Below are 24,317 nucleotides of genomic sequence, written 5' to 3' on the forward strand. Positions count from 1 at the left end.
GAACGGCCCATTAGGTTACCAGGCGATCGACACCCCCAAGCGAACATTGCGCGGGCGCAGCGGCGTCGTTTGCTGCCGCGTGGCGAGAATGGTCGGGTTGCCAAGCGCAAAGCGATTGGCCGTCGCATTGGCAAGATTATCGCCGCTCAGCGACACATCGAGATTGCGCCAGTGCCAGCCGATTTGCGCATCCAGCACGCTATATTTGCCTTGGCTAACGTCCAGAAAGTCCCCGGTGCCGAGCAGAGACCGCCCGACATAGCGACCCGACACCCCCGCGCTGAAGCTCGATTCGCGACCGCGCATCCAGTGGTAGCTTAGCCCCGCATTGCCAGCAAAAGCGGGGGTCTCCGGCAATCGCCGATTGGCGCGGACTGACAATTGCGCAAGCGGGCCATCGACGACGTTATAGGTGTAGAGAAAGGCGAAATTGGCGTGCAGCCCGCGCACGATCGCCCAATCTCCCGCAGCCTCCAGCCCGACAATGTCGGCATCGCCGATATTGGCCGTATAGGGCTGGCCTCGGGTGTTGTAGAGATCGGCCTGAATGTTGCGCCACCGGGCATAGGACACGGCGGTGGTCAATTCCAAGCCCGTCGGACCCGTGCGTTGCTTGCGGATGCCGACCTCGCCGACCAAAATCGAGTCGGAGCGGAAATCGAGAACCCGCCCGACCCCCGTCGCCACCGCAAGCCCCCCCGTGCGATACCCCGACTGCACCCGCGCAAACACCGCCGTGCGCTTGTCGATCAGCCAGGACAGCCCGAGGGTCGGATCGACGCGTCGCGTCGCGCGCCCTTTGATGAAACTGTTGTTGCGCGGGCGCACCGACGGCTCACCGTCGGTGCGAGCGGTGGTAAAACGCGTTCCCGCCGTGAGCGTGAGGCGCGAGGACACCGGCCAGCTCGCCTCGCCAAAGGCCGAGAGGCTGTCCGTCATATTGGTGACACCGATGATATCAAGCGGCTGGTCCGGCGGGCCGAGCGCGCGCGCCTGAATATCGCGATCATGCAAAAACGCGAGGCCAACCAACCAGCCGATATGATCCGGCACCGCGCGCGACAGGCGCGCCTCCTGCACGAACAAGGCATTCGACTGATCGTTGGTATAGATCGTCGGCCCCTTGCTGCCGATCGCGCGGGTCGCATCGAAGGTGTCCGACGTCTGCAATTCGACATAACCGGTCGCCGAAATCAGATCGAGCCCGCTGTCCCAATGTTTGCGCAGGACGCCCCGCAGCAGTTTGATCTCGCTACTATAAGGCTGCGCCAGGGAGCGCCGCGCGAGTGGGCCGACGGTTTGCTCGGCATATTGCGCATCGGCAGCCTCAATTCGCTGGGCCAGTCCGCCAAGTTCGACGCCCCATCCATCGCCCGGATCGATCGCAAGCGTCGCACGCCCGCCAACCGTATCGGTGCGGTTGATATTCGAGAGTTTTCTTGTGCGATCGGTGATAAAACCGCCGTCGCGATCGCGATAGCCAACGACGCGCAGGCCCACCCGCTCCTCGACCAGCGGCAAATTGGCCATTCCGGCCACATCGAAACCGCCTGCACCGCCTTGGGTTGCGGTCACGCCGCTGCTCAGCGACGCCGAAGCCCTGCGCAAATCAACCGGATTGGGCGTCAGCCGTATGATCCCGCCGATCGCCCCCGATCCGTATAAGGTGCCCTGTGGCCCCTCCAGCACCTCCACACCCTTCATGTCGTACAGGTTGAGGCTTGGCTCCGGGCCCGAATATCCCAGCGGCACCTCGTCGAAATAAATGCTGGCGGTCGATTGCGTGGCACCGTTGAAGCTGCTGTCAGCAACGCCGCGAATAAAAATCTTGTTGCGGCCGACGCCCAACTCGGTGTTTTGCAGCACCGGGGTACCCCGGGCGACCTCGTCCATATCGATGGACCGTCCCGCCAATGCGCCCGGCGAAAAGCCGCCGACCATCAGCACACTGCCGGGGAACCGCAGCAAGCTGGATTTCTGCTTACCCGCAGTGACGATGATGTCATCGCCCGATGCAGGTTCGGCCGTCCTGCGCGCCAAAAGGCGCGGATGAACGACCAGCCGCGGGGCCCGCACAATCCGATAGCTGCGATCGTCAACTGCGACCGCGCGGTAGCCCGTCCCCTCCAGCAGCCGCCGCAGCGCCTCGCGCGGCGGCATCTGGCCGGTGACGCCCTTGGTCCGAACATGGGCCAGGCCGGGTTCGGTGCTGATAATGTCAAAACCGATTTGACGCGCCAGCGCCGTCAGCGCCTGGTCGAGGGGTTCAGCCGGGACCGCAATGCGCGGCGAATCGGCAAGCGCCGCAACAGGCATTGCCGCCACAACCAGCAAGGCAGCGATGCGCGGCCCAAGCCCGGTTCGTTTTCTGCTTAGACACAGCACATTACGGTTATTTCGGCGAGATGGTCCATCGCTCGCCATCGTGATGCCACTCAGCCCCAACCAGCGCGGCAATGTGCGGAACATCCCGCGCCGCTTCACCCGTGAAGCGGACCATGCCGGTAAAGGGCTGCTGCGACAAGCTCCGCTCAATCGAAAGGATGACCCCGTCGATCCGTCTAACCGAAGTGATGACACGCCCGAACGGTTCCCCGCCAAAGGCAACCACCCCATTTCGCCAGCTGCCGACCTTGGCGGCGTCGATCTTCAACACCGTCACGCTGCCAAGATCCTCCCGCGCGGAGACCGCAGCGCCCGAGCGCAGCGTCACTGCTTGCTGGCGCGGCTGAAACAAAACCGACCCTTCAGCGACCTGCACATCAAACCGCGCGCCATCGCGGTCGACATTGAAGACGGTGCCCAAGTCCTGGACCGTCATCGTGCCGGATCGCACCGTAAACGGATCGCGCGGATCATGGCGGACATGGAAAGTCGCCTCGCCCGCCTGGAGCGTGGCAATTCTCGGATTGTTGCGGTCCAGCACCAACCGGCTCGCGCCGTTCAGCTCGATCCGCGTGCCGTCGCTCAGCGCGATATCCTGCCGCTGACCTGGCTTGGTTTCGACAGCATAGGCGGCGCTCGCACTGCCTGAACCGATCGGTGCCACCATCAGCGTAACACTGGCCGCAGCTGCAACCGCCACGCCCCCGCCAACCCACGCCCAAAGGCGTCGAGTCGGTGTCGGCGCTACGACCGGTGCCACCACCATCGGTTGCGCGGGGAAAAGATCAGCGCGTTCGGACAACAGCGCCATGTCGAGCGCGACCGTGTCAAAGGCCTGCGCGTGCGCGGGGTCTTCCTCCAACCAGGCGACGAAAGCGCGCCAGTCAGCCTCGCCCATATCGCCCTGGCGCAAATGCCAGTCGATGGCGCGGTCGACGATAGTCGCGTCTTCAACGGCCACGATGAGAGTCCCCTTCATCGGATAGACGATACACATCGCCCGATTCCGCCTCGCCCGCCAGTTTATATGCGTGAATTTCTTTAACAGCCCGTCTCAACAGCTTTTCGACACCGCTAACCGTCATGCCAAGCCGCTCGGCGATCTGCTTTTGGGGCAAGTTTTCGACGCGATAGAGGCGCAAAGCCTGGCTCATCCGCTCGGGCATTGCGGCGAGCGCGGCTTCGAGTCGCGCAAGCCGCTCGCGCGCCAGCAAAGTGTGCTCGATCGAGGGATGCTCCTCTGCCGCAGGCTGCACCTCCAGCCATGCGGTGTCCCGCGCGCCCGCGCGCGCCGCCGCAATCCGCCGATCCGCCGCCAGATTCGTGGCCATGCGATACAGATAGGCGGCCGGCTGGGCGACTGGCGGTACGCCGTGCTGGTCGAGCTTGAGCCAAATATCCTGCAGCGCATCCTCTGCATCGGCGGGATTGCCGAGACGTGCCGCGAGCAAGCGCAACAACATCGGTCGTTCCGCCAGGAACACCGCCTTGAGACCAGCCTCGGTCATCGATGAAGAAGCAGCCACGGCATTCTGCCGTCTAGAGCGCGCCGCGCGTTACTTCGCAAGCGCGCACATACATTTACCGACGATCAGGCGGGCGTGGCGGAACGGTTGGCAAAATCCGGCTGCGCGTAAAACTGACGTTCACGGATCCGGTCGCTCGTCAATTTGCGCGCGGCAAGCCGACGACCGAGGAAATCATAGAAGAACCAGTCTCGGGCGGGCTTCGGCGTCACATGATACAGAACGCGTTCCAGCAACGTCCAGCGGATCGATTCCCGATCGCGTTCGCGGGGAGAAGGCGCGCACCACAGAGCACCGCCATAAGCCAGCCGACCAAGCTTCGCCATGCGGTGCATGATCTCGTGATCCTCGAGCACATAACCCCAGCGACTGGCATCAAATTGCCCTGCGCGGCGCAGCGCATCGGTACGGAACACTTGCCCCGCCCCGCCGGTATGGCACTGCGCTGGCAGCAGCTTGGCCGCACGCGCCATGCGTTGGGCCGCCTGGGCGTGATCCTCTGCGGTCGCGGTCGGCGTGACGAAATAGGCCCCGCCCGCCACGGCACCGGACGTTTCGAGCAGATGCTGCGCCTTGCGCAAATAGTCGGTCGGGTACAGCGTATCGGCATCGCACGTCGCGACGAACGGCGTCTTCGTGCACTCAATGCCGCTTTGCAGCGCGTTCACCTTGCCCGGACGGCGATCGACCCGCAGCGTGTACGAAAGGCCAAGCCGCTGGCAAATCGCCGCCGCAACATCACCGCTGCCATCGGTTGAGCCATTATCGATCAGGATCAGCTCGAACGGCACATCCTGCGCGGCAAGGCTGGCCAGGGTCCCGTCCAGGAAATTCCGCTCGTTGAAAAAGGGAATCAGCACGGTCCACGCGCAAGGGCCACGACCGACGCTGGTCGCGTTGGGCTCCCACGGCGAATTCCAGCCTTGATAGTCCTGCGATTCGAGTAACATGTGTCGTTCCTGCGCTGGTCCGCGTGATCAATATGTCGAGGAGAGAGCGGCGATCGCCGGGACGGCGCGCGCTCGGTTCGCCATTGCGCAGATGCCCCCCGACAGCCTGCGCCAACCGCCCGGCCGCGCAAAACGGGTGTCGACTCCCGTAAAGTGTTTCGCGGTCGGCATCGGCAAACGAGATCTCCTCGTTAACAAAACGATACCGACGCGCGAAAACCGGACAGGATATTCGACGTCGTGGAACTTTTTTTGCGGTCGCGCGTAGGGTCGGCGGTAGTCCGGTCAGAGTAACCGTGATTTCAAATGGTTAGCTCAAGCCAGCCTCATGCGTCGCATGCCCGCGCGCGGCGAAATGCGCGATAAGCCAGCTGCGCACCATGCTGATTGTCGGGTCCGCCAAATCATCGGCGCGCAGCTTCAGATAGTAACCAAACCCATCGTTGATGACCGCGTCATAGGGAATGACGAGCTGGCCTGCCGCGATTTCGGGCGCGAACATGTCGATATCGGCGAGCGCCACGCCATCCGACTGCATCGCATAGCTGACCGCCAGCGCATTGGCGTCGAAGGCAAGGCCACGGTCGGAATCGAGCGCGATGCGGCATTGATTGGCATAAGCGCTCCACAACAGGCCGCGTGGCTGCCCCTCCAGCTTGACGTGCAGCAACGGCGCATCGGCCAGGAACTGCTCCAGCGTCTTACCCTTGTGCCGCTCGGCGGTCTGCGGCGCGCACACCGGCGCGACGCGCACCATCCACAACAAATCGGTCACGCGATCGTCGATATTGGGGCGGTCGAACACGATCGCCATATCGGTCTCGGTGCTCGGCAAGCCGACCGCGTGCGAGCTGGAAATGTCGATACGGACGTCGGGATGTTCGGCGTGGAAGGCCTGGATCATCGGCATCACCACTTGCTGCAACAGCGTCGGCGGAATGTGGATGCGGATCGGGCGGCTGGCGGCGGGGTTGGCGCAGATCGCGTTCATCGTCTGCTCCAGCCGGTCAAACGCCTTGCCGACTTCGGGCAGCAGCACCTTGCCCGCTTCCGTCAGCACCAGCGCCTGGCCCGAACGATCGAACAATTTGTGCCCGAGCAATTCCTCCAGGCTGATGACATGGCGGCTGACCGCGCTTTGCGAGACGTTGAGCGCCTGCGCGCCGGCGGTGAAGCTCAGCCGCTGGCCGACCGCATCGAACGCGCGCAAGGCGTTGAGCGGTAACCAGCGCCGATTGACGGGAGTGGTGCGTGCGATGGAAATCCCCCTGCTGGCTGGTGACACCTGACGAGCCTTAGGCTCGGTTATGCCGTTTTTCGATACCAAGCGTGTTTTTTCGGGCGGCGCAACGGTGCGGCGCGGCGGCGCAGGGACCCCGCAGCTTTTGGCATATCGCCATGCGCAAATGCGATTTCAGCATCGCCTCCTCGCCATGTCACTCTTCTATGATGGGCAGGTGGGAGGATTTCGGTTGAACCTCGGGACTATTTCGACGCTGCTGCAGGCGCGCCCGGTCGGCCATTCCCTGCCCCAGGCGCTCTACACCGGTCAGGAAGCGTTCGAATTCGATCTGGCGGCGATATTCGGCCAGTCATGGCTGTTCGTCGGGTTCGAAGCCGAACTCCGCCAGCCGGGCGACTATCTGTCCTTCATGATCGGGTCGTGGCCGGTTCTGGTGGTCCACGGACGCGATGGAGACCTGCGCGCCTTCCACAATAGCTGCCGCCATCGCGGGTCGATCCTGTGCAAGCCCGGCGAAGGCCGTGTCGCGCGCTTGGTCTGCCCTTATCATAGCTGGACCTATGGCCTGGACGGGCGGCTGCTCGCGGCGGGGCGGATGCCCGAAATCTTCGACAAGGGCGAACACAGCCTGAAGCCGATCCATCTCGAACGGGTTGCCGGTGCCGTGTTCATCTGCCTCGCCGAAACGCCGCCCGACATCGCCACCATGCGCCGCGACCTGACGCCGCTACTCGCGCCGCACAACCTCGCCCATGCCAAGCTCGCCCACCAGGCCACGCTGGTCGAATATGCCAATTGGAAGCTGGTCATGGAAAATGGCCGCGAATGCTATCATTGCGCGAGCGGCCACCCCGAACTCTCGCGCTCCTTCCCGATCAACGCCTCGGCCTATTTCGATTTTGCCGATGACACAGCGACGCGCTTCGAACGGCGCATGGCCGATCTGGCGATGCCGATGGGGCCGGTCGGCGAGGATTGGTGGCAAGCGGTGCGCTTTCCGCTGAATGACGGCACGGTGGCGATGAGCACCGACGGGCAATTCACCGTCAAGAAGCTGATGTGCGACATTGGCGGCGGCGATACCGGATCGTTGCGCTGGGCGATCGAGCCCAACAATTTCTGCCATTCGACCAGCGAATATACCTTCGCCTTCAGCGCCTATCCGGTGTCGCCAACCGAAACGCATGTCGTGTCCAAATGGCTGGTGCATGAAGACGCTGTGGAGGGCGTGGATTATGACATCGCCGCGCTCACCGACCTGTGGACGCGCACCAATTTGCAGGACAAGGAACTGGCCGAAAACAACCAGCTTGGCGTCAATTCGCCGGGCTATACGCCGGGCCCATACAGCCCCGATGCGGAATCGCTGACGCTGCGCTTCGTCGACTGGTATTGCGCCAAGGCCAATGCCTATCTTGATCGCGCGGCGCGATGAGCGACGACACTCCTCCCGCCTGGCGTCCCGAAACGCTCGCCGTGCGCGCGGGCTATGATCCGGCGAGCGCCGCCAATGCCGCCAAGCCGCCAATCTACATGACCTCGACCTTCGCTTATGCCTCGGCGCGGCAAGCGAAGGACATTCACGAGGCGTATTTCGACGGCACCGGCCCCGAAGTCGGGCGTCCCGGCCATATCTATGCGCGGCTGAGCCACCCCGGGCTCGACATGGTCGAGGCGCGGCTGGCGGCGCTCGACGGGGCCGAGGCCGCCGCCGTGTTCAACAGCGGCATGGCGACGCATTCGGCGATCGCGCTTGCGCATCTGCGCCCCGGCGACAGCGTGGTGTTCAGCCGCCCGATCTATGGCGGCACCAACGGGCTCTATACCGGCCTGATGCCGGCCTTCGGCGTCGCCCATGCCGAATTCACCGACGGATGTGACCGTGCCAGTATCGAGGCGGCGGTCGAGGAAGCGCTCTCGCACGGGCCGCTCAAGCTGATCGTGATCGAGACCCCGGCCAACCCGACCGCCGCGATCGTCGACATCGCCTTGGTCGTGGACATTGCCGACGCGGTTGGCGCGCGCACCGGGCTGCGCCCGCTGGTGGTGGTCGACAACACCTTGCTCGGGCCACTGATGCAGCGCCCGATCGCGTTTGGGGTCGATCTGTGCATGACCAGCCTGACCAAATATTGTGGCGGCCACAGCGATTTGCTGGCGGGCGGTGTGAGCGGCAGCGCGGCGCTGATCGCGCCGCTCCGGTTGTTGCGCACCACACTGGGCAGTCATCTCGACCCTTATACCAGTTGGCTGCTGCTGCGATCGATGGAAACGGTGCATGTGCGGGTCGAGCGCGCGATGGACAATGCGCGCCGCATCGCCGAATTGCTGCGCGATCATCCCAACGTGGCAAGCATCACCTATCTCGCCTTCCTGGCCGAAGGCAGTGCGGCGCGCGCGGTCTATGATCGCCAATGCAAGGCAGCGGGATCGACCTTTTCCTTCGCGGTGGTCGGTGGCGAGGCGGAGGCGTTCCGCTTTCTCGACCAGCTGACGTTGTTGCGCTTTGCCGTCAGCCTGGGCGGATCGGAAACGCTCATCACCCATCCGGCGACCACGACGCATTATGCGCTGACGCCCGAAGAACGCGCGGCGGGCGGGATTACCGATGCCACGCTGCGGCTGTCGGTCGGGATCGAGCATGTCGAGGATTTGCTGGCCGATCTCAGCCAAGCGCTCGACGCGATATGACCGTGCGCGATGTCCACGCGATCGACGGCAAGCTGCCCGCGCCCGATGCGCGCTTCGATGTGGTGGTCGTCGGCGCAGGGTCGGCAGGCACGGCGGCGGCCATCGCGGCGGCGGAAGACGGCGCGTCGGTATTGCTGATCGACGAAAATCCGGTGCCGGGCGCGCTGATCGGCAGCGACGCCCCCTATTTCTACGGCGGTCGCATGACGGCGGCGTTGCAACAGCCCGCACGGATGCTGGAACAGGTGTTCACGAGCAATCCGGCGCTCGAAACCGCTTTCGCGGCCGGGGTCGATGTCCGGCTCGGCACCTGTGCCTGGGGGTTGTACGTCAACGGCCCCGCACTGCGCGCCTTGCCCGAGCCGATGCTGGGGCTTGCCGATGCCGAAGCCGCGACGATGGTCGGGTTCGGGCGGCTGGTGCTGGCGACCGGCGCGCGCGATCTGGTGCTGGGTTTTGCCGGGTGGAACCAGCCGGGGGTAATGGGCGCGCAGGGCTTTGCCGCGCTGCTGACGCGCTATGATGCGCTGGCGAGCCGTCGGGTGGTGATTTTGGGGTCGGGCGCACTTGCGCTGGAAACGGCGCTGCTCGCGCTCGCGCGCGGGATCGCGGTTGCCGCCTTGGTCGAAGTTGCGGAGACGGTGCAGGGCCCCGCAGCGCTGGCGGAGCAAGTCGCGGCGGCGGGCGTGTCGATCTTGCTCGGTCACACGGTTGCGGCGACCCGCGGCGGGATCGACGGCGTCGCGGGCGTTACCCTAACCCGTCTTCCTTCCCCGGCGCAGGCCGGGGCCCAGTCGGGAAACGGCGATTGGGATGCGCTACGCTCCCTCACCGAAACCTCCGTGACTGGGCCCCGGCCTGCGCCGGGGAAGGACAACGAGCTGGAAATCGCCTGCGATACGATCGTGCTCGCACTCGGCCTCACCCCGGCGACCGAATTGCTTGATGCGGCAGGCACCCTTCCCGGCGAAACCATCCACCTGATCGGCGACGCCGCCGCAGTCACGCGGCCCGACCCCGCCTATCTCCAGGCGTGGGCAACAGCGCTCGGCGCGCACGCCACACCCGACACCATCGTCTGCCAGTGCGAGGAGGTGACCCGCGCCGATCTGCTCGCCGTGCAGCCGCCCCGTTACCTCGACAGGCCGCACGCCATGGCCGCGCGCTCGCTTGCTTCGCTGCTCAATGACGGACCGGCCAACCCCGACCAGATCAAGCGCCTGACCCGCGCCGGGATGGGCGCGTGCCAGGGGCGGCGCTGCCGCGATCAGGTGGCGTGCCTGCTCGCCGAACAGCAAGGCGTGCCACTCGCCACGGTGCCGGTCGCCAGCTTCCGCGCGCCGGTGCGCCCCGTGCCGCTCGGCATCCTCGCCGACTGGCAGGAAAGCACCGCGATGACGGCGGGGTGGGACGTATGGTTCGGCATCCCGACGCAATGGACGCCCTATGCCGTGATCGGCACGCCGGAAGAGGCGGATCATGTCGCGGGGCTCGGCGGCACTATGCATGTCTGAGGCAGATCTGCCCAAGGGCGCAGCGGTCGTCGTGATTGGCGCGGGCGTCACCGGCCTCAGCGCGGCCTGGTGGCTGGCGCGCGACGGGTTCGACGTGGTCGTGCTCGACAAGGGCATCGTCGGCTGGGAAGCATCGGGCCGCAATGGCGGCGGGGCCTCGCATTATCAGAGCCCGCTCTTCGCGGAAGAACAGCGGCTATGGCCGCAGATGGACGATCTGCTCGGCTACCCGACCGAATATCAGCGCGAACGCATCATCATCCAGCGTGATCCGGACCTGCTCGACCATTACCGCGCGGTCGGGCGGATGTGCAGCGCGATGGGCTACCGCGTCGATGATCTGGACAGCCAGCAGGCGCAGGACATGGTGCCGCTGACCGACCAGAGCTGCCTTGGCGGCATTCATTTGCGCTTTGGCGGCCATGCCAATCCGCAGCGCACCGTGCAGGCCTATGCCTGGGCGCTGCAGGATTTGGGCGGGCGCATCCTGCAACATTGCCCGGCTTTGTCGATCGAGACCAACGGGGGCAAGGTCGTCGCGGTCGATACGCCGCGCGGGCGGATCGCCTGCGACGCGCTGGTCGTGGCGGCGGGCCCGCAATCGGGGATGCTGCTTGCCCCGCTTGGCGTGGACTTCCCGCTCGCCTCGGCCCGCGCGGAGATGATCGTGACCGAACCCGCCCCGCTGATGCGGATCGGCGGCGTCGATGGCAATGGCCTGTACGGGCGGCAGACGCTGCGCGGCAATCTCGCTTTTGGCGGTGGTCCGCATGAGTGGATCGACATGGACGAAGCCGGGCCAAAGGCGCGCCCGACTTCGCCGCTGATCCGCAACTTAGCCCGCCGCGTCGCGGAGATGTTTCCCAAGGCCGCACACCTGAACGTCATCCGATCCTGGGCGGGGGTGATCGAGAATACGCCCGATGGCCGCCCGATTCTCGACCGGCTTGACCATCCCAGCAACGTTACCGTCGCGACCATGTCGGGCGTCGGCTTCGGCCTGTCGCCCGCCAGCGGCCATGCCGTGCGCGATCTCGTCATCGATGGCACCTGCTCCTTCGCCGACATCACCAAGCTCGGCCTCGCCCGCTTCAAAAATCTGGAGCCCGATTGGCGCGAACAGCGCGGGTGGGCGGCATGAAGCGCTATTCGGCACTGGCGCTGCTCAAGGCCGGGCTCACCGGGCAGCGTGGCTGGGAGCAAGCGTGGCGCGACCCGGAGCCGAAGAAATCGTATGACATCGTCATCATCGGTGGCGGCGGGCACGGTCTGGCCACGGCCTATTATCTCGCCAAGGTGCACGGCCTGCGCAACATCGCGGTGCTCGAAAAGGGGTGGATCGGCGGCGGCAATACCGGGCGCAACACGACGATCGTGCGCTCCAACTACCGCCAGAAACCGCTGCACGATTTGTTCGATTTCGCGCTCGATTTGTGGGAGGGGATGAGCGACGCGCTCAATTTCAACGTGATGTTTTCGCCGCGTGGCGCGCTGTTCCTCGGCCATTCCGACGGCGACATGACGGCGCTGGCGCAGCGCGGCGACGCGCTGCGCTGCGACGGGATCGATGCCGAATTGCTCACACGCGCGCAGGTGCAAAAGCTGGTGCCGCTGCTCGATATGGCCCCCGATGCGCGCTTCCCAATCCACGGCGGGCTGATCCAGCGCCGGGGCGGCACCGCGCGGCACGATGCGGTCGCCTGGGGCTATGCCCGCGCCGCCGATGCGCTGGGCGTCGATGTGATCCAGAAGTGCGAAGTCACCGGCTTCGCCATGACCGGCGGGCGGGTGAGCGGCGTCGCGACGACGCGGGGCCCCATCGCCGCCGGTCGCGTCGGCATTTGCGTGGCGGGCAATAGCGGGCCGGTCGCCGCATTTGCGGGCCTCCAGCTTCCGATCGAAGCGCAGACATTGCAGGCCTTCGTCACCGAGCCGGTCAAGCCGATGATCGACACCGTCATCATGTCGCAGTCGCTGCATTGCTATATCAGCCAGTCCGACAAAGGCGGGATCGTGCTAGGCGGCGACCCCGACCAGTTCCCGAGCTACGCCCAGCGCGGCCTGCCGCCAAGGATCGAGAAGGCCGCCGCGGAAGCGATCGCGCTCGTGCCCGCGCTGTCGCGGCTCCGGATGGTGCGGTGCTGGGCGGGCACGACCGATATGAGCTTCGACGGATCGCCGATCCTGTCGGCCTTGCCGGTCGACGGGCTCTATCTCAATGGCGGCTGGTGTTATGGCGGCTTCAAGGCGACGCCTGCCTCGGGCTGGTGCTACGCGCATTTGCTGGCGACGGGCGACAATCACCCGCTCGCAGCACCCTTTGCGTTCGACCGCTTCGCGCGCGGCGCGACCATCGATGAAGCAGGCGTCGGCGTCCTGCCGCAGTTGCGCTGATGCTGCAGATCGATTGCCCCTTTTGCGGAGCGCGCGCGCAAAGCGAGTTCAGCTATGAACGCACGCTCGATTCGATCGTGACGCTGGAGATGCCTGCGGACGAAGCGGTCCGGCGGCTCTATGCGCGCGCCAATCCGCGCGGCTTTGATGACGAACTGTGGCGGCACGCCTTTGGCTGTCGGCAGTGGCTGGTGTTGCGCCGCCATCGCCAGACGCACGAAATCACATCGGTCGCGGCCTTTGATCCGGCGTTGCACCGATGAGCGGCCCGTCGCGCTTGCCCGGTGGCCCGGAGCCGACGCTGCGTTTCACCTTCGATGGCGTACCGCTGCGCGCGTGCCCCGGCGATACACTGGCGGCAGCGCTGCTGGCGAACGGCATCGGCCTGGTCGCGCGCAGTTTCAAATATCACCGCCCACGCGGGATCCTGAGCGCAGGCGTCGAGGAACCCAATGCGCTGGTCACGGTCGGCGAAGGCGGACGGCGCGAACCCAATACGCGCGCGACCGATGTGTATGTCTATGATGGCTTGGTCGCGCGCAGCCAGAATCGCTGGCCGAGCCTTGCTTTCGATCTGGGCGCGGTCAACGGGCTCGCCGCGCGCTTCCTAACGGCGGGCTTCTATTACAAGACCTTCTTTGGCCCGCCGTCACGCTGGCTGCTGTACGAGCGCTTCATCCGTCGCGCCGCCGGTCTGGGCAAGGCACCGACCGAACCCGACCCCGACCCTTACGAACACCGTTCGGCCTTTTGCGATGTGCTGGTGGTGGGCGGCGGCCCAGCCGGGATCGCCGCCGCGCGTGCCGCAGTGCAAGCAGGCGAGCGCGTGCTGTTGGTCGAGCAAGACCGCGCAGTGTGCGAGGCGATCGACGGCGCGCGCGTGCTGACGCGTACCACCGCGTCGGGCGTGTGGGATCATGGCTTTGTCACGCTGGTCCAACGCCTGGTCGAGCCAGGCCAGCCCCCTGCCCCCGGCCAGCCCGCACAACGGCTTTGGCATGTCCGCGCGCGCCGCGTTGTGCTCGCGACCGGCGCGATCGAGCGCCCGCTGACCTTTGCCGGGAATGACCGCCCCGGCGTGATGCTGTCGCAAGCGGTGCGCCGCTATATCGAGCGGTTCAAGGTGCTGCCGGGCCAGCGCGTCGTCATCGCCACCAACAATGACGCTGCCTATGCCACGGCCGATGCGATTGCGGCGGCGGGTAGCAGCGTCGTCGCCATTCTGGACTCCCGCGCCGAAAAGAGCGCCGTTGCCAGCGCCGCCGCGCACCCGGTCCACACCAATGCCTTCCCGATCTCAACATTGGGCAAACGCCATCATTTGCACTCGGTCGAGGCCGATATTGGGGGCGAACGCACGCGCTTCGAGGCCGATTTACTCGCGATTTCCGGAGGTTTCACCCCCGTCGTGCATCTGCACAGTCAGGACGGTGGCGCGCTCGATTGGGACGAGGCGATCCAAGCCTTCGTGCCCGGCACATCGCTGCAAGCGGTGTCGAGCGTCGGTGCGGCAGCGGGCGACCTGCCGCCAGTGGGCATTGCGGTTGCCGATCTGCCCGATCCCAAAACCAGCTTCATCGATTTCCAGAATGACGTGACCGCCGCCGATATCGATCTCGCCTGGGCCGAAGGCTATCGCTCGGTCGAACACCTCAAACGCTACACCACGCTCGGCATGGCGACCGACCAGGGCAAGACCAGCAATATGGCCGCGCTCGCACGACTGGCAAGCGTCGCCGGGGTCACCATCCCGCAAGCCGGCCTCACCACCTTCCGCGCGCCGTTCACGCCGGTGACGCTGGGCGCGCTGGCTGGGGCCGATGGTGGCGGCCATGCCGCGCCGAGCCGTCGGCTGGCGCTCTATGATCGCCACCAGCGCCTCGCCCCGATCTGGCAACCGCTCGGGCTGTGGCACCGGCCGCGCGCCTATCCGGTAGCTGGGGAAACGCTGCATCAGGCGGCACTGCGCGAGGCGCGCGCGGTGCGCACCGCCGCAGGGATCGTAGATGTCTCGACGCTGGCCAAATTCGCGGTGGTCGGGCCGGATGCGGCGGCGTTGCTCGAAAGCGTGTGCGCGACCGGCATCGCCAAGCTCGCGGTCGGGCGCGGACGCTATACCTTCCTGCTGCGCGAAGACGGCATGGTGATGGATGACGGCACCGTCTGGCGGCTGGAGGAAAACCGCTATCTGCTGACCAGTTCGACCGGCGGGGCCGACCGGATGGAGGCGCATCTCAGCTATGCCCACCGCGTGCTCGCCCCGCATCTGCGGGTGTCGGTGGTGGCGCAACAAGAGCATTTCGCCGGGATCGCGCTGGCCGGGCCATGCGCCAAGGCCATTCTGGCAGAGCTGACCGGCATCGCCCCGCCCGCGCATATGGGGCTGGCCCAGGCCGAAATCGCCGGGGTAGCCGTGCTGATCCTCGCCGCCAGCTATAGCGGAGAGCGCGCCTTCGAACTTTATGCCGTGGCCAGCGATGCGGCTGCGGTATGGGATGCCGTGGAAGCGGCCACGCGCGCGCGCGGCGGTGCGCCTTATGGGCTGGAGGCGCTCGAATTTCTGCGGATCGAAAAGGGCCACATCGTGATCGGGGCGGAGGCCGATGGCCGCACCACCCCACATGACCTCCAGCTTGAGCGGATGCTGCGCAAGAGCGGTGGCTTCATCGGTGCCGCGGGGTTGACCCGCCCGGCTTTGTCAGCGCCCGATCGCTTGCAGCTCGTCGGCCTGACCAGCGAAACGCCGATCCCCGAAGGCGCAATGCTGGTCACGGACGCCGGAAATCCGGTGCTGGGCCATGTCACCTCCGCCACCGAGCGTGTGCTGGGCGAGGGCGCGGTTGCGCTGAGCTTGCTCGCCGGGGGAAGACTGCGGATCGGCGAACGCTTGCTCGCCACCTCCCCCACCCGCAATCAGTCCGCCCACGTGACCGTTACAGCCCCGCTTTTCTACGATCCCGAAGGGACACGCTATCGTGACGGAGACTAAGGTCACCCTGGCGATGGCCCCGGCGGGCGATGTCGTCGCGCTCGACCTGTGGGACGAGGGCGTGCCGCCGGATCTTCCAACCGGGCGGATAGTGCAGGTCGAACCGCGACGCTGGTGGTTGATCGACGCGGCGCAGCACACGCCCGCCATCACCGCGCACATCGCCGATCGTGGCGCACTTTCGCCCATCGGCGGCGGCCTGATCCGCGCCACGCTCACCGGCCCCGGCTGGCGTGCGCTGCTGAGCGTGAGCGGGTGGTTCGATTCCGAAAATCCCGTTTTCGGCCCCGGCCAGATCGCCGCGACGACGATCCACCATGTGCCGGTGTGGATCGCGCCGATCAGCGACACCGCGTGTGAGGTCTATCTGCCAAGCAGTTACGCCGCTAGTCTGGCCGATCTGTGGACGCGCGCGATCGGGGTGACCGAACCGCCGCCTGCACCGCGCAACAGACCCGGCGGCAGCTGACGGCGGGGAACGAAGACAATGGGGGCCAGCATGATGACATCGACGACACCGCGCCTGGAATCGGCGCGCTGGTATATCGTGCTGGTGCTGGGGCTGGTCTATGCGGTCAACATCGCCGATCGCTATGTCGTCGCGACCGTGCTCGAACCGATCCGCAAGGAATTTGGCCTCAGCGATTCGGGCGTTGCCTGGCTGACCGGCGTTTCGCTCGCCTTCTTCTACATCTTTGTCGGGCTGCCGATCGCGCGCTATGCCGATCGTGCCAATCGCCGCAACATCGTCGCCGGCGCGATGATCCTGTGGTCGGCGGCGACCGCATTGCTTGGCCTGACGCAAAACTATCTGCAGTTTCTGCTCGCGCGCATCGCGGTCGGCATTGGCGAGGCGGGCGGCACCCCGCCCTCAACCTCGATCATCGCCGACAATTTCCCGCGCGGACGGCGCGCTTATGCGCTGACCATCTATGCGCTGGGCCTGCCGCTTGGCGCGTGGATGGGATCGAGCCTGGCGGGCGCGATCGTCGAGCATTTCCATAGCTGGCGCGCCGCCTTCATCGCGTTGGGCGTGCCCGGCGTGATCTTCGGCCTGCTGATCCTGCTGACCGTGCGCGAGCCGGTGCGGGGCCGCTTCGAACTCGTCACCGAAGACAGCGCCCCCGCCGCGAGCTTTGTCGAGACGTGCCGCTTCCTGTGGACGCAGCGGTCGGCATGGCACATCAACGCGGCGGGCACGGTCATCTGCCTGTGGGGCTGGGGCCTGTTATTCTGGACGCAGACCTATTTCGAGCGCGCTTACAGCCTGTCGACCGCAGAGGCGGGCGCGCGCCTCGGCACCATCTATTTCTGGGCGGGTACGGTCGCGACGATCGCCACCAGCGCCATCCTCGCGCTGCCGCAAATGCAGGATCCGAAATGGATCGCCCGGCTGCTCGCCGTCATCGTCGCGGCATCGACGATCCCGTCTTTCCTGATTTACTGGACGCATTCGCTCACCGTGGCGACGGCGATGCTGTGGATCGTGGTGCCCGCCATTTATCTCTATGTCGGACCGACCATGGCGCTGCTGCTCAATTTCATGCCAGCGCCGATGCGCGCGCAAGGCATGGCGATAAGTTTGCTCACCGCCAATGTCGCCAACCTCATCATCGCGCCCACCGCAGTCGGCTGGATCAGCGACATGCTGACTGGGCCGCTCGGCGGCAATGCCGCATCGCTGCGCTATGCCTTGCTGGCGCTGTCGCTCACCGGCTTCTGGGCTGCCTATCATTATTGGACGAGCGTGCGCAGCTACGCCGTCGACGATCTGCGCGTGCGCACCTTCGGCATGGACGCCGCGCCCCTTCCTGCGGAGGCATGATGTCCGTGCAGCCCTTCATCCTCACTTTGTCGTGCCAGGACCGGCCCGGCATTGTCGCCGCCGTCTCTGGCCACATTCTCGCCTGCGGCGGCAACATCACCGATTCCAGCCAGTATAATGACGCGGATTCGGGCGGTTTCTTCATGCGCACCGCCTTTTCCATCCCCGGCGGGGGGGATGCGGCGGCGGTGCAGCGCGGGTTCGATGCGCTTGCCAAAGACTATGGCATGACGCTCACGCTCCGCCCGGCCGATGCCCGGCAAAGGGTGCTGATCCTGGTGTCGAAGTTCGACCATTGCCTGGTCGACTTGCTCTACCGCCGCCGCATCGGGGAGCTCGACATGGAGGTGGTCGGGATCATCTCCAACCATCCGGCCGAGGCCTTTTCGTCGCTCGATCTGGCGGGCATTCCCTTCCACCATCTGCCAATCACCCCCGCGACCAAGGCTGAACAGGAAGCCAAGATCTGGGCGATTCATCAGGCCACGCGCACCGATCTGGTGGTGCTGGCGCGCTACATGCAAATTCTGTCGGACGATCTCGCAGCCAAATTCGCCAGCCGGTGCATCAACATCCATCACAGCTTCCTGCCTGGCTTCAAAGGGGCCAAGCCCTATCATCAGGCGCATGCGCGCGGGGTGAAGGTGATTGGGGCGACCGCGCATTACGTGACCGGCGATCTCGACGAAGGGCCGATCATCGAACAGGATGTCGAACGGATCAGCCATGCTGACACCGCCGAAGACCTGGTGCGCAAGGGCCGCGATATCGAACGCCGCGTGCTGTCGCGCGCGGTTGGCCTGCATCTGAGCGGGCGCGTGCTCGCCAATGGCGCGCGGACGATCGTATTCCGCGACTGAGGGCGATGGGGAGAGCGGCACGCCGCCCTCCCCGGTCCGGTCAGAATTTCACCTTCGCCCGCACACCGATCGTGCGCGGGCGCGCATAGGTCACGCGCGACCCCGCCTGATAGATCGCGTAATAGGTCGCGCGCTGGATATCGATCACCTTGACGCCGTCGAACAGATTGTTGCCGAAGACGCCGAATTCGAACTGGCCCACGTCATAGGTGATCGACGCGCTCGCATTATGGCTTTCGGGGATCACGGCGAAGGTCTGGCTGGCCCCACCATTGCTGGTTTTGTCGACGATCAGCTGCTTGGTCTTCGGGTCAAGCGTGGTGGAGTAATTGTTGAACGTCGTCTGCTGCGACGAGATGTATTTGTACGTCGCCTGCAAATGCAGCGAGCCGCTGCCGAGATCGGTATCGTAGAACGCCCCGGCCGACGCGGTCACTTGCGGCGAATACGGCGTGCGGTCGCCGTCGAACGCGCCGACCGTCGGGATGTCGCCGCGCGCATTCGAATCGTTGAACGAGAAACTGCCGTTGAGCGTGATGTTCCGCGTCGCCTTGACCGCCGCCTCCAGCTCGACGCCCTTGCTGGCGATCTTGCCCTTATTGTCGGTGAAGAAATACGAGCAGTTGAGCCGCAACCGCGTCTGCACGTCGGACCAGTCGATATAATAAGCGCTGGCGTTGAGCGTTACGCGGCCGCCCGCCAGCTTGGCCTTTTCGCCGATCGTGTAGTTCCACAATTTGTCGGGCCCGAACGTCCCCGGCGCGGCGGTATAGCCATAGGCATTGAGCTGCGTCGTGCAGCGCCCGGCCAGACCCGCCGTGCCCAGCGGCACCGGCTGATTGGCACCGCCATAACGGAAGCCCTTGGCGGCTTCGGCATAGATCAGCACATTGTCGTCGAGCTTGTACGAGATGTTGGCACGCGGGTTGACGCCGTTCGACTTAAGCGTCGAGGTGATCGACTGGGTGATGCCTGTCGTCCGCCCCTGCGCATCCTTGCCGAGCAGCACGCCGAACGCGCCGCCTTCGTACAGATAATAGCTTTCCTTGAAATTGAAGTAACGCAGGCCAGCGGTCAGATCGAGCCGATCGGTGACATGCCACGTGCCATCCGCATAAGCGGCGAACTGATGCTCGTGAACGTCCTGCAGGCCTGAGAAAATGTCGTTCGAGTTGAACGCGCCATCGACGGTTTTCGAGTCATACAGGCCGCTCGGCGTCGCGAACGGGCCAAACGCAGCGTTCTGGTAGGACAGCGTATCGAACCCGGCGACCGGAATGTCCTGAACGAGGTGCCGGTTCTGCTTTTCATAATAGGCACCGACGGTCCATTTGATCGGGCCATCGTTCTTCGACACCAGCCGGGCTTCGGCCATAAAGTCGTTGAGCTTCTGGTTGATCGTGTAGTTTTCGGCCGGGATCAGGCTGGTGACGGCGTGGTTGTAGCTGGCTGGCGGGTTGTACAGCGGATATTTGCCGGCCCCGGTATACGGCGCGTAATAACTGGCGAAATAATAGCCGATCTGCGGATCCGGGCTCGCATTGAAGCCGATCTTGCGGTCGGTATACGCGCCGGTGACGATCAGATTGGCAAAGCCCGCATCATAATCGAAACCGCCAGTATAGAGCTTGAACAGGTCGCGCGTGCCTTCCGCGCCGTTGCTCTCATAGGTGTAGGGCGCAAGGCCGTTGAGCCCAGTGTTGAGCCCCTTGGCGCGGCTATCCTCATAGGTGAAACTGCCATCGACGATCAGTTTGTCGGTCGGCGTCCAGCGCACCGCGACCCGGCCCTGGGTGGAGCGGTTGCTATTGGCGTTGTCGACCTTGTGCTGGCCGATATTGTCGATGAAGCCGCCATCATTGCCGACAAAGATATTGCCGCGCACGGCAAGCTGATCCTTGATCAGCGGAATGTTGACCATGCCGCGGACGTTGTAGCTGCCGGCCCCATGCTCGGTGGTCGATCCGCTCGCTTCGGCGGTGCCGAAGAAGCTCTTGGCATCGGGCTTTGCCGTCACAAAGCGCACCGTCCCCGCCATCGAGCCCGCACCGAACAGCGTGCCCTGCGGCCCGCGCAGCACTTCGACGCGGTCGAGATCATAGACCTTCAGATCGGGCGTCTGCCCCTGCACCGAGATCGGCGTGTCGTCGAGATAGACCGCGACCAGCGGACGATCCGAGGTGTCCGACGTGACATAGCCGCCGGTCGCAAGCCCGCGCAGGTTGAACTTGTTGAAGCCCGGTGCGCCTTCGGTGATGACCAGCGAGGGCGTGAATTTGGCGAGATCGGACAGATTGCCCTGCCCCGATTTGGTGACCTGGTCGACATTCACCACCGACACCGCGATCGGCACCTTCTGCAGCGATTCCGCGCCCGAGCGCGTTGCGGTGACGACGATGTCGGTCAGTTCGCCATCCTTGGGGGGCGTTTGTGTCGGCGAAGCACCTGCGGCCGCTGCATCGGTATCGGCAAGGGGAGTGGCATGGTCTGGCGCAGCAAAGGCAGCCTGTGGTGCCAGCAACGCCAAACTTGCTGCAGATGCCAGCAAAGTAGCAAGCAAAGGCGTGCGACGGCCCAACGGGCCGGATTGAGCATGAAACTTCATCATAGTCCCCCCTTGTCGTAAACGCCCCGTCAGATCCTCGCGCTGCCGCATCAGGCTTCACGCCTTTTGCTTGCGGAGAATTTGGATCTGATCCCCGATTGAAGAAGCTCACCCGATTCCCGAAAAGCGAGAAGGATAATAATCAGATAGGGGCATTCCAAATTGCGATTATGGCCGATCGGTGACGGGTCTGGCAAGGGGGCCGAGCGTTTCGATCAACGCGCCCAGCCACGGCTCGAAGCCACGCCACTGGTCCAGCGCATCGCGGAAGATCGGGCGGCGGACCTGTTCGGAACTGGGCGTGCGTACATTCCGTCCAGTCTCGAAAAAGCGCAGGCAGTGCGGATCGAAAGCAAGCCCACAATAGTCGAGCAGACGGCGGATTTCGTTCTCAGCGTCATCCACTAGGTCTTCATAGACAATGCGGTGCACCCTGCCCGGCAAGACCGCATCGAAATGCGCCATCAGCGCAACATAGTCACGATAGTAATAGGCCAAGTCTTCCAGGTCGTAACTATATGCCTGCCCGCGCGCGAACGCCTGCTTGAAGATCGAGAAGCAACACGCCACCGGATCCCGCCTGACATCAATGATGCGCGCATTGGGCAGCATCAGATGAATCAAGCCGCTGTGCAGGAAATTGCCCGGAAATTTGTCGACGCACAGGGGCCGGTCGCCGCTGCGATACACCTCGGTCTGCTTTAGATAGACGCGGCCAAGCCGGGCGAACGCCTCACGCGGCACTTGCGAGATGGAAGCAGGATAGCCGGGATTGGCGGTCGCCAAGTCCCGCGCCAGCGCGGTCAGCGTCGGCAGCTCCGATGCGCCTTCGACCTGGCTATGGCTGGCGAGAATCTGTTCGACCAGCGTCGAGCCCGATCGCGGCATGCCGACGACGAAAATAGGGCCGATCGCATCGCACCCCGCGCCCGCCGCGCGGGCGAAGAGCGCAGCGTCGAACGCCGCGATCGATTGCGTGACGAAGCGATGATGCGCGGCGGCATCGTGCGGCTCGAGGCGCTTTCGCGCTGCATTGCCGCGCGCATAATGATCGAACGCCTCGGCATAGCGGCGCTCGTCCTCCAGCGCCTTGCCCAGCGCGAAATCCAGATAGGCGCGGTCGACCGAATTGGTGCTGGCCGCGTCCGGCACGGCCTGCATCCGCGCGATATCCGCAGCGTCGAAGCGCACCGTCTTGAGATTGGCGAGGCTCCACCATGCCTCGCCACAACCGGGCGCAATGGCGATGGCGCGGCGATATGCGGCGACCGCGTCGCTCTGCCGCCCGATCGCGCGCAGCGCATGGCCGTAAGCGTGCCACAGGTCGCTATCCTCGGGGGCGGCGGGCAGCACACTTTCATAGGCGGCGACCGCCTGCGCGACATTGCCGAGCTGCATATGGATCGCGGCGTGCAGCCCGACCACCATCGCTACGTCCGGATAGGCATCCGCCACCGGACCGATCGCGCCAAGCGCCTCGGCTCCGCGCTCCAGCCGGTGCAGTGCGAGCGCAAGACTGAAACGCGCGGGCGCGAACGCGGGGGCAGAAGCGACCGTCTTTGCCAGCAAAGGCTCGACCCCCGCGAAATGCCCGAGCCGCATCCCGACATCGGCCAACAGCCGAACGGCGGCCACGTCGTTCAAATCGAGGCCGAAGCGCGTCCACAAGGCCGCGCGGGCGCGCGGATCGCCGCGCGTAAAAAACGCGCCAGCCACATCGGCGAGTGCCGCATCGCCGACATAGCCCGGCACCACGCGCATCTGCGCGGCGAGCGCAGCCTCGGCGTGGTTGCGCAGCGCGAGCTGGTCCCCCAGCGCGTGCCAGGCCAGCGACGATTGTGCGTTGGCGCTGGTCGCGCGCTCCAGCGCGGCGATGGCGGCGTCGGTCTGGCCGAGCGTCGCCAGCGCCACCCCGTGTTCATAGTGCAAACCCCATAACGCCGGTCGTGCCGCCGCGAGCGGCGCCAGCACCGCGCATGCAGCAGACGGATCTCCGCTCCGCCGCAGCGCCGCCCCAAGCAGGAAATGTGCTTCCAGCGATCCGGGTTCCGCGGCCACGGCGCGCCGCGCCTGCGCCACGGCGGCAAACGGATCGACGCTCAGCAACCGCCGCGCCTCGCGCAATTCGGGAGAGGGGCCGGGGTTGGACAGCGTCATGATCCCGCAAGGCTGGAGGGCAAAGGCTGAGCCTATCCGCCACCGACCTTAAAATCTACAAAGCCACCGCTTGATCGCTGTCAAAGCCGCTGCCGGGGCACTCACTCAGGATTGGCAAGCGGCTCCAAAGCGGCGCGGTCCGTGATGAGGATCGACCGCCCCCCGCGCGCCAGCGTGATCGCGCCGAGCACCTTCAATCGCGTCAATTGACGACTGACCGTTTCGATGGTGAGGCCAAGAAAATCCGCCATATCGCCACGGCTGACGGGTACATCGATGCTGATCGATCCGTCCGCCATCCGGACCGCCGTGCGGTCGACCAGATCGAGCAGGAAGCCCGCCACACGCTCCTGCGCGCCGCGCTTGCCCAGCGTCAGCATCCGCTCACGCGCATCGTTCAGCGAGGCGAGCGTGCGCCGCAACAACATCCGTTCAATCGACGCCGCCTCTGCCATCACGCGCTCGAAACGCTCGCGCGGATAGACGCACAGGTCGCTGTCGACCAGCGCGGTGACGGTCAAGGACGACGTCTCTTCGAACAATTGCCCGACGAAATCGCCGGCAAACACCAGGCCGACAATCTGTTCGCGCCCGTTTGCGGTCGAAGCGGTGACTTTGAGGATGCCCGACACGACATTGGCGCACAGCACATTATCGTCGCCCGCCCAGGTGAGCACCTGCCCCGCCGCCAGCGCGCGTCGCCGCCCGATCGAACTCAGTGCGGAAAGGTCGTCCCTATCGGCGGCACCGCACAGGCCCATATCCCGTACGTCGCATTCCGCGCACCTGTTGCTTTGCGTCCCCATGCCGCCGCTATCACAGGAACAGCGCGCCACGCCTGTACGTAATTATCCTGATGCCGTGCTCAATCCCCCTCGCCATCGTCGAGGAGATCGGCGGCGGTCCTGCGGCTGCACATCGCGTGACATCCGGTCGGACAGTCGCGTCGCTGCCCGGGCGGCTCGCCGGGACGCCCGAGCGGGATCGTCACCGTGCCGTGCCCACCGCAGATCGCCGCGGTGATACTGTCCCCCGGCGGCCCCGCCTGCGCCACCGTGGCGCTGGCCAGCCCCAGCACCGCGACCAACGCCAAGCCCGCACCGCCCCGCGAAGACCGCGCAGAATGGCAGGGGTTGGGACACCACATGTGCGATTCTATACGCGCATCCGCCGCGCCG

General features: G+C 65.3%; 19 protein-coding genes. 10 read left to right on the top strand and 9 right to left on the bottom strand.

The genetic code is table 11. The features are described from left to right. Nucleotides 1–15: 15 nt before the first annotated feature. The 5 genes from H4W01_RS14135 to H4W01_RS14155 all read right to left on the bottom strand — a co-directional run bounded on the left by H4W01_RS14135 (nucleotide 16) and on the right by H4W01_RS14155 (nucleotide 6,146). Nucleotides 16–2,316 (bottom strand): TonB-dependent receptor, encoded by a 2,301-nt coding sequence (locus H4W01_RS14135; RefSeq protein WP_334685281.1) that lies wholly within the window; start codon nucleotides 2,314–2,316, stop codon nucleotides 16–18. Between the two features lie 76 nt (nucleotides 2,317–2,392). Next, complete coding sequence (locus H4W01_RS14140) at nucleotides 2,393–3,346, bottom strand: FecR family protein (protein ID WP_209611845.1); 954 nt, start codon at nucleotides 3,344–3,346, stop codon at nucleotides 2,393–2,395. Beyond that, on the bottom strand, nucleotides 3,336–3,893 hold the full coding sequence (locus H4W01_RS14145) for an RNA polymerase sigma factor (RefSeq protein WP_010404344.1): 558 nt from the start codon (nucleotides 3,891–3,893) through the stop codon (nucleotides 3,336–3,338). Before H4W01_RS14145 ends, H4W01_RS14140 begins: the two co-directional genes overlap by 11 nt. Before the next feature lie 83 nt (nucleotides 3,894–3,976). After that, nucleotides 3,977–4,861 carry a glycosyltransferase gene (locus H4W01_RS14150; protein ID WP_209611847.1) on the bottom strand — a complete coding sequence of 295 codons (885 nt, stop codon included), beginning with the start codon at nucleotides 4,859–4,861 and terminating at the stop codon, nucleotides 3,977–3,979. A 310-nt stretch (nucleotides 4,862–5,171) separates the two neighbouring features. Continuing rightward, the gene (locus H4W01_RS14155) at nucleotides 5,172–6,146 is read right to left on the bottom strand and encodes a LysR family transcriptional regulator (RefSeq protein ID WP_334685282.1); all 975 of its coding nucleotides are present in this window, start codon (nucleotides 6,144–6,146) and stop codon (nucleotides 5,172–5,174) included. Nucleotides 6,147–6,333: 187 nt separating this feature from the next. On the opposite strand from H4W01_RS14155, the gene H4W01_RS14160 reads away from it, so the two are divergent. Genes H4W01_RS14160 through purU form a run of 10 tightly spaced genes read left to right on the top strand, consistent with a single transcriptional unit; the run spans nucleotide 6,334 to nucleotide 18,377 of the window. Beyond that, the gene (locus tag H4W01_RS14160; RefSeq protein WP_334685283.1) at nucleotides 6,334–7,539 is read left to right on the top strand and encodes an aromatic ring-hydroxylating oxygenase subunit alpha; all 1,206 of its coding nucleotides are present in this window, start codon (nucleotides 6,334–6,336) and stop codon (nucleotides 7,537–7,539) included. Then, entirely contained in the window at nucleotides 7,536–8,795 is a 1,260-nt protein-coding gene (locus H4W01_RS14165) for a cystathionine gamma-synthase family protein (RefSeq protein WP_209611850.1), read from the top strand. The genes H4W01_RS14160 and H4W01_RS14165 overlap by 4 nt, the downstream gene beginning before the upstream one ends. Further along, nucleotides 8,792–10,309, top strand: a complete 1,518-nt coding sequence (locus tag H4W01_RS14170) for an FAD-dependent oxidoreductase (protein WP_209611852.1) — start codon at nucleotides 8,792–8,794, stop codon at nucleotides 10,307–10,309. The genes H4W01_RS14165 and H4W01_RS14170 overlap by 4 nt, the downstream gene beginning before the upstream one ends. Then, nucleotides 10,302–11,450, top strand: coding sequence for an NAD(P)/FAD-dependent oxidoreductase (locus H4W01_RS14175; RefSeq protein WP_334685284.1), 1,149 nt, complete (start codon nucleotides 10,302–10,304; stop codon nucleotides 11,448–11,450). Before H4W01_RS14170 ends, H4W01_RS14175 begins: the two co-directional genes overlap by 8 nt. Then, nucleotides 11,447–12,703 carry a sarcosine oxidase subunit beta family protein gene (locus H4W01_RS14180; RefSeq protein WP_209611857.1) on the top strand — a complete coding sequence of 419 codons (1,257 nt, stop codon included), beginning with the start codon at nucleotides 11,447–11,449 and terminating at the stop codon, nucleotides 12,701–12,703. Before H4W01_RS14175 ends, H4W01_RS14180 begins: the two co-directional genes overlap by 4 nt. Beyond that, nucleotides 12,703–12,966 carry a sarcosine oxidase subunit delta gene (locus H4W01_RS14185; protein ID WP_209611859.1) on the top strand — a complete coding sequence of 88 codons (264 nt, stop codon included), beginning with the start codon at nucleotides 12,703–12,705 and terminating at the stop codon, nucleotides 12,964–12,966. The genes H4W01_RS14180 and H4W01_RS14185 overlap by 1 nt, the downstream gene beginning before the upstream one ends. Further along, nucleotides 12,963–15,692: a 2Fe-2S iron-sulfur cluster-binding protein gene (locus tag H4W01_RS14190; protein ID WP_209611861.1), complete on the top strand. Its 2,730-nt coding sequence runs from the start codon at nucleotides 12,963–12,965 to the stop codon at nucleotides 15,690–15,692. The genes H4W01_RS14185 and H4W01_RS14190 overlap by 4 nt, the downstream gene beginning before the upstream one ends. Then, nucleotides 15,679–16,161, top strand: a complete 483-nt coding sequence (locus H4W01_RS14195; RefSeq protein ID WP_334685285.1) for a sarcosine oxidase subunit gamma — start codon at nucleotides 15,679–15,681, stop codon at nucleotides 16,159–16,161. Before H4W01_RS14190 ends, H4W01_RS14195 begins: the two co-directional genes overlap by 14 nt. Nucleotides 16,162–16,191: 30 nt before the next feature. Continuing rightward, nucleotides 16,192–17,517, top strand: coding sequence for a spinster family MFS transporter (locus tag H4W01_RS14200; protein WP_334685286.1), 1,326 nt, complete (start codon nucleotides 16,192–16,194; stop codon nucleotides 17,515–17,517). Next, nucleotides 17,517–18,377, top strand: a complete 861-nt coding sequence (gene purU / locus H4W01_RS14205) for a formyltetrahydrofolate deformylase (RefSeq protein ID WP_209611866.1) — start codon at nucleotides 17,517–17,519, stop codon at nucleotides 18,375–18,377. Before H4W01_RS14200 ends, purU begins: the two co-directional genes overlap by 1 nt. A gap of 40 nt (nucleotides 18,378–18,417) precedes the next feature. On the opposite strand, the gene H4W01_RS14210 is transcribed toward purU, so the two are convergent. The 4 genes from H4W01_RS14210 to H4W01_RS14225 all read right to left on the bottom strand — a co-directional run bounded on the left by H4W01_RS14210 (nucleotide 18,418) and on the right by H4W01_RS14225 (nucleotide 24,286). Then, entirely contained in the window at nucleotides 18,418–20,982 is a 2,565-nt protein-coding gene (locus tag H4W01_RS14210; protein WP_334685287.1) for a TonB-dependent receptor, read from the bottom strand. A 168-nt stretch (nucleotides 20,983–21,150) separates the two neighbouring features. After that, nucleotides 21,151–23,139, bottom strand: coding sequence for a tetratricopeptide repeat-containing sulfotransferase family protein (locus H4W01_RS14215; RefSeq protein WP_209611868.1), 1,989 nt, complete (start codon nucleotides 23,137–23,139; stop codon nucleotides 21,151–21,153). A gap of 101 nt (nucleotides 23,140–23,240) precedes the next feature. Continuing rightward, complete coding sequence (locus H4W01_RS14220) at nucleotides 23,241–23,975, bottom strand: Crp/Fnr family transcriptional regulator (protein WP_334685288.1); 735 nt, start codon at nucleotides 23,973–23,975, stop codon at nucleotides 23,241–23,243. A 29-nt stretch (nucleotides 23,976–24,004) separates the two neighbouring features. Continuing rightward, nucleotides 24,005–24,286, bottom strand: a complete 282-nt coding sequence (locus H4W01_RS14225; protein ID WP_154651288.1) for a hypothetical protein — start codon at nucleotides 24,284–24,286, stop codon at nucleotides 24,005–24,007. Nucleotides 24,287–24,317 lie beyond the last annotated feature (31 nt).

This window comes from Sphingomonas sp. PL20 (assembly GCF_017875905.1).
GTDB classification, from domain to species: Bacteria; Pseudomonadota; Alphaproteobacteria; order Sphingomonadales; family Sphingomonadaceae; genus Sphingomonas; species Sphingomonas echinoides.